The organism is Citrobacter sp. U14242, from assembly GCF_046555775.1.
Taxonomy (GTDB): Bacteria; Pseudomonadota; Gammaproteobacteria; order Enterobacterales; family Enterobacteriaceae; genus Citrobacter.
Window position 1 is genome coordinate 88,252 of record NZ_JBKGLW010000015.1, and the last position, 9,921, is coordinate 98,172.

The 9,921-nt window shown below is 44.3% G+C and carries 8 protein-coding genes, 2 tRNA genes and 1 pseudogene; 8 read left to right on the top strand and 3 right to left on the bottom strand.

All coding sequences use genetic code 11. The annotated features are described in order from the left end of the window. Positions 1 to 293 precede the first annotated feature (293 nt). Positions 294 to 2,480, top strand: a complete 2,187-nt coding sequence (fhuE, locus tag ACLJXE_RS21690; protein ID WP_410751995.1) for a ferric-rhodotorulic acid/ferric-coprogen receptor FhuE — start codon at positions 294 to 296, stop codon at positions 2,478 to 2,480. 104 nt (positions 2,481 to 2,584) lie between these two features. On the opposite strand, the gene ACLJXE_RS21695 is transcribed toward fhuE, so the two are convergent. Beyond that, positions 2,585 to 2,660, bottom strand: a tRNA-Asn gene (locus ACLJXE_RS21695). A 6-nt stretch (positions 2,661 to 2,666) separates the two neighbouring features. On the opposite strand from ACLJXE_RS21695, the gene ACLJXE_RS21700 reads away from it, so the two are divergent. From ACLJXE_RS21700 to ACLJXE_RS21715, 4 genes and pseudogenes are all read left to right on the top strand, one after another. Further along, positions 2,667 to 2,774 carry a DUF5951 family protein gene (locus ACLJXE_RS21700; protein ID WP_353655416.1) on the top strand — a complete coding sequence of 36 codons (108 nt, stop codon included), beginning with the start codon at positions 2,667 to 2,669 and terminating at the stop codon, positions 2,772 to 2,774. A gap of 46 nt (positions 2,775 to 2,820) precedes the next feature. Further along, entirely contained in the window at positions 2,821 to 4,308 is a 1,488-nt protein-coding gene (locus ACLJXE_RS21705) for an EmmdR/YeeO family multidrug/toxin efflux MATE transporter (RefSeq protein ID WP_410751996.1), read from the top strand. A gap of 99 nt (positions 4,309 to 4,407) precedes the next feature. Further along, positions 4,408 to 4,483 (top strand) — tRNA-Asn (locus ACLJXE_RS21710). A 216-nt stretch (positions 4,484 to 4,699) separates the two neighbouring features. Next, positions 4,700 to 5,942, top strand: a pseudogene (locus ACLJXE_RS21715) (tyrosine-type recombinase/integrase). Between the two features lie 121 nt (positions 5,943 to 6,063). Here ACLJXE_RS21715 and ACLJXE_RS21720 read toward each other — a convergent pair. Both ACLJXE_RS21720 and ACLJXE_RS21725 read right to left on the bottom strand, forming a co-directional pair. Continuing rightward, positions 6,064 to 6,522 (bottom strand): GNAT family N-acetyltransferase, encoded by a 459-nt coding sequence (locus ACLJXE_RS21720; RefSeq protein WP_410751997.1) that lies wholly within the window; start codon positions 6,520 to 6,522, stop codon positions 6,064 to 6,066. Positions 6,523 to 6,574: 52 nt separating this feature from the next. Beyond that, positions 6,575 to 7,102: an Lrp/AsnC family transcriptional regulator gene (locus tag ACLJXE_RS21725; protein WP_410751998.1), complete on the bottom strand. Its 528-nt coding sequence runs from the start codon at positions 7,100 to 7,102 to the stop codon at positions 6,575 to 6,577. Between the two features lie 86 nt (positions 7,103 to 7,188). Here ACLJXE_RS21725 and ACLJXE_RS21730 point away from each other — a divergent pair, with 86 nt between their 5' ends. The 3 genes from ACLJXE_RS21730 (at position 7,189) to ACLJXE_RS21740 (ending at position 9,705) form a co-directional block, all read left to right on the top strand. Further along, positions 7,189 to 8,364 (top strand): MFS transporter, encoded by a 1,176-nt coding sequence (locus ACLJXE_RS21730; RefSeq protein WP_410751999.1) that lies wholly within the window; start codon positions 7,189 to 7,191, stop codon positions 8,362 to 8,364. Positions 8,365 to 8,514: 150 nt separating this feature from the next. Then, the gene (locus tag ACLJXE_RS21735) at positions 8,515 to 9,390 is read left to right on the top strand and encodes a hypothetical protein (RefSeq protein ID WP_410752000.1); all 876 of its coding nucleotides are present in this window, start codon (positions 8,515 to 8,517) and stop codon (positions 9,388 to 9,390) included. A gap of 120 nt (positions 9,391 to 9,510) precedes the next feature. Beyond that, a complete protein-coding gene (locus ACLJXE_RS21740; RefSeq protein WP_017346458.1) occupies positions 9,511 to 9,705 on the top strand; it encodes an AlpA family transcriptional regulator in 195 nt (64 codons plus the stop codon). Positions 9,706 to 9,921 lie beyond the last annotated feature (216 nt).

Sequence of the window (9,921 nt, forward strand, 5' to 3'; positions counted from 1 at the left end):
CTCTGCGAGTATAGAGTATGAGCGAGTTACTCACGCTCTTTCAACTTTAACCCTCGATTTTTTAAGCCAAAAGCCCTGCCAGTGCTGTTCTTATAACCATTTCCCGGCGCTATCGCTCAGACATAGTACTGAAACAATATTTCATTTATACGTAGCATTTGTTTACACATTGAATATGAATGCGTATATTTCGCATTTGCATTCTCATGCACGGCAAATAATTAACAGCCAAAGGGTTCATTACGCACTCACGTGATTAGAACTTAATATTAATAATTATCAAGGACTTTCCGATGTCTTTCACAACACACTACAGGGACGAACAGCCTCGTTCTGCCATTGTCCCATCCCTCCTGGCCGCCTGTATTACGGCTGCGTTATTGCCTTGCACCAGCCTCGCCGCCTCCGCAGAAGAGACGGTGATCGTTGATGGTTCAGCCTCCGCCACATCCCGTGATGAGCAAGATTACAGCGTTAAATCGACATCCGCAGGCACAAAAATGCAAATGACACAGCGAGATATCCCGCAATCTGTCAGCATCATCAGCCAACAGCGTATGGAAGATCAGCAACTCCAGACACTGGGCGATGTGATGGACAACACACTGGGGATCAGCAAAAGCCAGGCGGACTCTGACCGCAGCAGCTATTTCTCTCGCGGATTCCAGATCGATAACTACATGGTCGATGGGATCCCGACCTATTTTGAATCCCGTTGGAACCTCGGCGATGCCCTTTCTGACACAGCCTTGTTTGAACGTGTTGAAGTGGTTCGTGGTGCAAACGGGTTAATGACCGGCACGGGGAATCCTTCGGCATCTATTAACATGATCCGTAAACATGCAACCAGCCGCGAGTTCACGGGGAATGTCTCCGCGGAATACGGCAGTTGGAATAAGCAACGCTATGTAACGGATTTGCAAAGCCCATTGACAGCAGACGGCAACGTGCGCGCCCGCATTGTGGCAGGTTATCAAAATAACGACTCCTGGCTTGACCGCTATAACAGTGAAAAAATGTTTTTCTCGGGGATTGTCGATGCCGATCTGGGCGACACCACCAGCCTGTCAGCTGGTTACGAATACCAGCGTATTGATATCAACAGCCCAACCTGGGGCGGCTTGCCGCGCTGGAATACCGATGGCAGCAAAAACAGCTATGACCGCTCGCGCAGCACCGCGCCGGACTGGACCTACAATGACAAAGACATCAACAAAGTCTTCGTGACACTCAAACAGCGTTTCGCGGATACCTGGCAAACAACCCTGAATGCTACACACTCTGAGGTCAAGTTCGACAGCAAGATGATGTACGTCGACGCTTACGTTAATAAAGCTGACGGCACACTGATTGGTCCCTATGGCAACTATGGACCGGGCTATGATTACGTTGGCGGAACAGGCTGGAACAGCGGCAAGCGAAAAGTCGATGCCGTCGATCTCTTTGCCGATGGTGGCTACGATCTGTTTGGTCGTCAGCATAACCTGATGCTGGGCGGTAGCTACAGCAAGCAGAATAACCGCTATGAGAGCTCGTGGGCGAACGTATTCCCCAATGAAATCGGTAGCTTCTATACCTACGACGGTAACTTCCCGGAAACCAACTGGAATCCGCAATCGCTGGCCCAGGACGATACCACGCACATGAAATCGCTGTACGCCGCGACACGCATTTCGCTGGCCGACCCATTGCATTTGATCGTCGGCGCGCGCTATACCAACTGGCGTATCGATACCCTGGCCTACAGCATGGAACAAAACCACACTACGCCCTATGCGGGTCTGGTTTATGACATCGATGATAACTGGTCCACTTACGCCAGCTATACCTCTATCTTCCAGCCGCAGAACAAACGCGACAGTTCCGGTAAATATCTCTCCCCTATTACCGGCAACAACTACGAGGTGGGTCTGAAATCAGACTGGATGAACAGCCGTTTAACCACCACCCTCGCCGTATTCCGTATTGAGCAGGATAACGTGGCGCAATCAACCGGCGTACCAATCGCTGGTAGCAATGGCGACACCGCCTATAAAGCGGTGGACGGAACGGTCAGCAAGGGCGTTGAATTCGAAGTGAATGGTGCGATCACGGATAACTGGCAGATGACTTTTGGCGCAACGCGGTACGTTGCGGATGATAACGAAGGCAATGCAGTCAATCCGAACCTGCCGCGGACTACGGTAAAATTGTTCACCCGTTATAACCTGCCTGCCCTGCCGGCACTGACCGTGGGGGGCGGAGTTAACTGGCAGAATCGCGTGTACAGCGATACCGTGACGCCATACGGCACGTTCCGTGCAGAACAGGGAAGTTACGCGCTGGTGGATTTATTCACTCGCTACCAGGTAACGAAGAACTTCGCCATTCAGGGCAATATCAATAACCTGTTCGATAAAACCTACGATACTAATGTCGAAGGCTCTATCGTCTATGGTGAGCCACGTAACGTCAGCCTCACCGCCAGCTACCAGTTCTGATAATACCCGATCTGTAAAATATCCACCTGCATGTCAGGTGGATTTACCGAAAAGCTAAAAAGCAAAAAGCCCGCTCAAGTTTCCTTAAGCAGGCTTCTTAAATATGGCTCCTCTGACTGGACTCGAACCAGTGACATACGGATTAACAGTCCGCCGTTCTACCGACTGAACTACAGAGGAATCGTTGTGGAGGCTTATCTTAGCGGCGAAAAAACTTTTGTCAAACCCCAATTCCTACATTGGGGATCAATTGATGCTTCTCTCGACAGTTTGTTGCATTTACAGACATTTTAAATGGAAAAAACTTTGCAGCTTTTTTGATTCTCCCTCATCATTTGAAATGAGGTTTCAACTTTCTTCATTAAGGTCCACTTTGAACGTCTCCGCAGTCTTACGCCAGGTCGCATCCCGCACACCCTGGTATGCCAAACGCAAGCGTTATAAAGTTCTCTTTTGGCGCGAAATTACCCCGCTTGCTGTCCCCATTTTTCTGGAAAACACCTGTGTACTCTTGATGGGAGTACTGAGCACCTTCCTGGTGAGCTGGTTGGGTAAAGAAGCTATGGCAGGCGTCGGGCTCGCCGACAGTTTCAACATGGTCATCATGGCATTTTTCGCCGCCATCGACCTTGGCACGACGGTAGTGGTTGCTTTTAGTCTCGGAAAGCGCGATCGCCGACGCGCCAGAGCCGCAGCCAGACAATCACTGGTGATCATGACGATATTTGCGGTCGTACTGGCGGCGGTGATTCACTATTTCGGTGAACAGATTATTGATGTCGTTGCTGGAGAAGCCACCCCTGAGGTAAAAGCGCTGGCGCTAACCTATCTGGAATTAACCGTGCTCAGCTACCCTGCTGCGGCAATTGCGTTAATTGGCAGCGGCGCACTGCGCGGTGCCGGAAATACCAAAATACCGTTATTGATTAACGGTGGTATGAATATCCTGAACATTATCATCAGTAGCATTCTGATCTACGGCATTTTTTCCTGGCAAGGGCTGGGATTTGTCGGCGCAGGTCTGGGGTTGACGATTTCACGTTACATTGGTGCCATCGCCATTATATGGGTGCTGATGATTGGATTTAACCCAGCGCTGCGCATTCCCCTGAAGAGCTATTTTAAACCGCTGAATCTTGCCATCATCTGGGAAGTCATGGGGATTGGCATTCCTGCCAGTATAGAGTCAGTCCTGTTTAACGGTGGCAAGTTACTTACGCAGATGTTTGTTTCAGGTATGGGTACCAGCGTCATTGCCGGTAACTTCATTGCCTTTTCGATAGCGGCACTGATCAACCTGCCGGGAAACGCGTTAGGTTCCGCGTCTACCATCATTACCGGCAGACGTCTGGGAAATGGACAGATTGCTCAGGCAGAAATCCAGTTGCGACATGTATTCTGGCTCTCCACAATCGGATTAACCGCCATCGCCTGGCTAACCGCCCCGTTTGCTGGCGTGATGGCTTCATTTTATACCCACGATCAGGATGTAAAAGAGGTCATTGTCATCCTGATTTGGCTGAATGCGGCATTTATGCCGATATGGGCAGCATCATGGGTTCTTCCTGCTGGATTTAAAGGTGCACGTGACGCCCGTTTCGCTATGTGGGTCTCCATGTTGGGGATGTGGGGCTGTCGTGTTGTCGCCGGCTACACCCTCGGGATCGTATTAGGATGGGGTGTCGTTGGCGTCTGGATGGGGATGTTCTTCGACTGGGCAGTACGGGCCGCGTTATTTTACTGGCGAATGGTCACAGGCCGTTGGCTGTGGAAATACCCACGTCCTGAACGTGAAAAGTGTATAAAACAACCGTCTGCGTCTGAATAAGCGACGAAATGAGGAATATTTCAGCAAACGATCGCAAATATCCATTCAGGCTTTGACAACGCAGACAGGCATCGCTAATATTCGCCCCGTTCACACGATTCCTCTGTAGTTCAGTCGGTAGAACGGCGGACTGTTAATCCGTATGTCACTGGTTCGAGTCCAGTCAGAGGAGCCATATTTAAGAAGCCTGCTTAAGGAAACTTGAGCGGGCTTTTTGCTTTTTAGTTTTCGGTAAATTCACCTGGCATACAGGTGGATATTTTACAGACCGGGTATTATCAGAACTGGTAACTATAAGTCCCTATGCAATTTGGTTCCAATAGGTTAGCGTGAAAAACTTTCCCGATGCGCATCCGGCGAAATTTCAGTTCGATGATGGAGTGACCACCCTATGTCCATGTCCGACACAAAAATCCGTAGCCTCAAGCCTTCTGATAAATCCTTTAAACTGACCAACCCGCATGGGCTGTCTCTGCGTCAAGCCTGGCGGTTCACGCCTCTGGTATCTCAAATATCGTTTCAATCGAATAGAATCCCGGCTCGGCTTAGGTGCATATCCTGATGTGTCTTTGGCCGATGCACGTCAGCAACATGACGGTATCCGTAAAATGCTGGCACAAAAAATCAACCCAGCTTAACAACGCTCTCTAGAAAGAACCACTGCCTCACCAGAGGAAACCTTCAAATCAGTGGCGCTAAGTTGGCATAAAAGCAACCGCACATGGTCGGAGAACCATGCAACCCGCCTGCTTGCCAGCATGGACAATCATATCTTCCCGATAATTGGACGCCTGCCAGTCACAGAATTGAAAACCCGCCATTTCATCGACCTGCTGAAAGGTATTGAGAAAAAAGGTCTGCTGGAAGTGGCGGCACGAACCCGACAGCATATGTGCAATATCATGCGTCATGCCGTGCATCAGGAGTTGATAGAGCATAATCCGGCAGCTAATCTGGACGGTATAATCGCCCCGCTCGTTAAACACCACTACCCTGCCCTTCCGCTGGAGAAACTACCGGAACTGTTGATTCGCATTGGGGGCTACACGCGAGGGAGAGAATTAACCCGTTTGGCAGTATCACTTACTCTGCACTTGTTCATCCGTTCCAGCGAGTTGCGCTTTGCCCGTTGGTCTGAGATCGATTTCAAAAACAAAATCTGGACCATTCCTGCCACTCGTGAGGCTATCCCCGGAGTACGTTATTCCGGACGTGGAGCAAAAATACGCACGCCACATATCGTTCCCCTCTCCCGTCAGTCCATCGCTATACTGAAACAGATACGGGATATATCCGGGCATCTGGAACTGATATTCCCCGGTGACCATAATCCGTATAAACCCATGTGCGAAAACACGGTCAACAAGGCGCTGCGCTTGATGGATTATGACACGAAAGATGAAATCTGCGGCCACGGATTCCGGGCAATGGCCTGTAGTGCCCTAATGGAGTCTGGCGTTTGGCCGCAGGATGCAGTTGAAAGGCAGATGAGCCATCAGGAACGTAACAGTGTACGTGCGGCTTACATACACAAAGCTGAATATCTGGACGCGAGGAAAGCGATGATGCAATGGTGGTCGGATTATCTATCTACTTGCCAGAAAGCATACGTACCACCATATTTTTTCAATTAATGGAAAGCTAGATTTATAACGTAAATCATTGGTGGCTTTATCTGCTCAGACTGACACTGCCACCAATGAAATAATCTTGACAAAATGAAACTCTAGATATTTTCCATGATACCAATATATATTAAAGCTTAAGGTTAAACATAATATATTCTGTTTTACAAAAACCACACCGTTTGTATGCCCTAATTGCAATTTTATTTGATTCATGAACATAAAGTCGAATCTCTAAAGCATCTTCTGACCTAGCTTGATTCGCAACACACTCCATGATGTAATCAGAAATCCCTCTCCCTCTTTGTTCTGGAATAATATAAAAACTTTGAATCCACCAATAGTCACCACCATAAAAATCACTCCATTCCTTAACAATTGAAACATTAGCAACAATATTATTTTTAGTATCTTCCAACACCCAATAACATGACTTTGGTGATTCAAGAAACGCTGCTGATACACCTCTCTCAACGCAATTAATATCAACCTCACTCCCCTGGGATTCCTTAGCCTCACTTATGGTAAATTCTACAATCTTACTGATATCATCAGTAGTGGCAAGACGAAATGTATACTCAGAAATCATATTTACACCTTTTAATGAAGTTAATTTTTAAGCTCTTATGCTTTTTACAAATCTATCTATCTGGCATTGGAAATAATAAATCATCGCTAACCTCAGGTTGTATTGTACGCTCTAAGTAAGTTGATAGGACAATAGACGTTTTCGTTGACGAAACCCCAGGCAATCCATATAGTTTTGCGATTAGAATTTCTAAGGACCTGGCATCTACTGTCCTTACTTTCATAATCAAAGAAGCATCGCCAGCAATTGAATGTATCTCTTCAACTTCTGGATATTCTGATAGTTTCAATAGTTCACTAGTCATACCCCATCCTGAGGTATTTACATGAATAAATGCAACCAAGCTTTTACCTAATGATATCGGGTCAATTATTACTGAGCTTTTTTTTATAACACCACTATTTTTAAGACGCTTGACCCTTTCGTGAACAGCGGGAGCAGACAAAGATACCTTTTTTCCTAGTTCTGCATAGCTCAACGCTGAATCTCGCACCATTTCGGTTAATAATCTTCTGTCTACAGCATCGATCTCCCTCGCACCTTGGGCATTATGCTTAATATTTTCTGTATTTTTCTTCATAAAACACCACCCTCTTTTTACTGAAAAGAATTAATGTAATAATCAACAACGCTGAATAATATTAAGTATTACAGAGGATAAAAAGAATGGCAACCCCCACTAATCTTGAAAGAAAAAAACAAGAGGCTATACCCATAACTGCGTATGTCTTAACCTTCTGTATTGGAATCATTGGATCAAACTCGTTGATGCTCGGTCCTATAGCTCCAGTCGTTGCAATATCCTTTGGTTCATCAGTTCCAGATGTCATGCTGGCTTCCTCTGCCTTTGGGCTAGGCACTTGTTTGAGTGCTCTGTTTTTAGCTAGATACATAGACATATTCGGAGCATTTAGATCTATCAAAATATCAATGACTATTATCTCACTATCGGTTCTACTTAGCGCAACTAGTCCCAATTTACTTACTTTGATTACATCTCAATTTTTTGTCGGTGTTTTTACTGGAATTGCAATACCTGCAATATATGTAGCAGCTTCCCATATAGCGCCTCCTTCTCTTGAAAGAAAAACAATTGGTGTTGTTTTAGTTGGATGGACATTGAGTCTAGTTGCAGGTGTTTCATTCTCATCATTAATTGCAGAAAATACAAGTTGGAGATATGCCTTTCTTATACTATCAATCCTTAATATTTTATCAGCATCCGTTATTCACTTTATCACCCATGAAGATACACAAGTAACGAATAAAACCAAAACGCCCCTATCCACACTTAATAACAAAGAAATAGTTCACTTACTGATTATTTGCATGGCAACTATGACTTCATTTTATGGTGTCTACTCTTTCCTTGGTGACTTTATATTCACCAAATTAAAGCAGCCGTTAAGCTCCAATGGCGTCTTGTCAATTTTATATGGATTGGGATTTGGTAGTGTAGCAGTATTTAGAGGAAAACTAAAAGCAGCATGTGAAAAAATGGACTTGGGTGTTAATTTATTATTGTTAAGTTTAAGTTATTCTTTCATGCTTTTTTCAGAGAGTTTTTTTTGGATTTCTATTTCCATAACAATCTTAGGGAGCATAAATCACATTGCAGTGAATAATATAATAACAAAATTAAATATTGCCGGGAAAAATGAAAAAGGCAGCGTAATGGGACTTAATAGTGCTGTGACATACTTCTCCGTTTTTATATCAAGTAGCATTCTAGGAGTAATATATTCGAACTTTGGATTCAAAAGCATTGTACTTACTGCATTTTTATTTTGTTTCTCCGCAAGCATTTATAACTATTTAAATACACGCCCTTTTAAAACATAAACTTTATTCTGGGATTTACCACACACAACCTTAATAACTCCAATATCAGGCACCAGAGAACAAGACTAAAAATGAACATGAATTATATGACGAGCGATAAAGAATTCATCTTGTATCAAAATGCAGATAACATACATAGGAATTCGAACCGTGGAAAAAAATATATTTTGCTGGCTAACATTAAAAGAGGCTGTTAATTTTATTAATGAAAATAATAAAATAAAAATAAGCGAAGCGGACATATATAGAAATGCACTCTCAAGAAAGATAAGTTTGTCAATTTACTTCCAATCATTTGTTATATTGAGAAGAGTGAAAACATTTAAAAACAAACCTATCCTGAGCACGATTAGTGATAACATTATCAACAGGTTGTGTGTTTTAGAGAAGAAATGCTTCCTGAATGGCAGAAATTTCACTGTCAAAACGGAAGGCATTTACATTAATCCAGAAAATATGATTCTAGATACACCGCTATTAGGTTACGAGTTTTTCTTAATTCAAAACTTACTGGCCAATGAATTAAAAATACCATCACCATTAAAAAAAACCAACTACGGAATTACAGTTAACATAAAGGAAGATGTTTATCAAATAGTTACAAAAAGAACATGGAGAGAAAGGCTCAATGAACAAATTAAAAAACTCCCTAGAAGAGAACACAACAAATACTTACCCCTGAAAAAACAATCATCTCTTGATTGCCATAATTATTTCCCTATTTATGATTTACCACCTGATGCCTGCTTTGTCATAAAGTTTGAAGAAGTCGAAAAAATAGTTAGTTACCAATCAATTAAGGAACAATTACAACCACCTTTGCCCCGTATCTCTACGCCATTATCTCGTATGTTCTGGCTTTCATGCAAACATAATGAAAAAATCGGCTCGCTAATAAGCCAACCATATAAACTACTGTCTATTTTCGAGCAATGGGCATTAGTCGAAGGGATCACTGATCGGTTGAGCGGCGACACATTAAAGACTGCTCTTGAACGCGGTTCACCAAAGTCTAAATTACGATAAAATCATTTTAGACCCTAATCCTTATTACGAGTAACTGCCCACGTAATACGGTCTCAAATACTTCCTTCCATCATCCCTCTATGCTTCTTTGTTATCTCCATTTCAGAACTGGAGGAAGCTATGACATCTCATCAGTTATTACGCCTGAAACAAGTGGAAGTAAAAACCGGTTTGAAACGTTCACAAATTTATCTGTACATGAAAGACGGTACATTTCCTCACTCTATAAAAATTGGGCCAGCCAGTGTCGCCTGGCTCGAATCTGAAATTGATGAATGGATCAACCTTAAATTAGCGAATCGATTAACACGTTGAAGGGAGATACTAATCATGTTCCCATCACTAAATCACGCATTATTGACTGAAGCACTGTACGCCCTGAAAGAAGGTAATTTTCGCCACTGCGAAACACTGGGTGGACTGACCCCACCCCGGTAGACTGGACTGACCCCATGACTGTAGACATATCCTGACCTCACGACGAGGCCTGTTCAAAGGCCTCCGGACTGACCCCGCCGAGATGACTGTGGC

Excerpts from the sequence above, each read along its gene's own strand:
- fhuE (WP_410751995.1), top strand. The coding sequence starts at position 294 with ATGTCTTTCACAACACACTACAGGGACGAACAGCCTCGTTCTGCCATT.
- ACLJXE_RS21705 (WP_410751996.1), top strand. The coding sequence starts at position 2,821 with ATGAGGTTTCAACTTTCTTCATTAAGGTCCACTTTGAACGTCTCCGCA.
- ACLJXE_RS21720 (WP_410751997.1), bottom strand. The coding sequence starts at position 6,522 with ATGATTTCTGAGTATACATTTCGTCTTGCCACTACTGATGATATCAGT.
- ACLJXE_RS21725 (WP_410751998.1), bottom strand. The coding sequence starts at position 7,102 with ATGAAGAAAAATACAGAAAATATTAAGCATAATGCCCAAGGTGCGAGG.
- ACLJXE_RS21730 (WP_410751999.1), top strand. The coding sequence starts at position 7,189 with ATGGCAACCCCCACTAATCTTGAAAGAAAAAAACAAGAGGCTATACCC.
- ACLJXE_RS21740 (WP_017346458.1), top strand. The coding sequence starts at position 9,511 with ATGACATCTCATCAGTTATTACGCCTGAAACAAGTGGAAGTAAAAACC.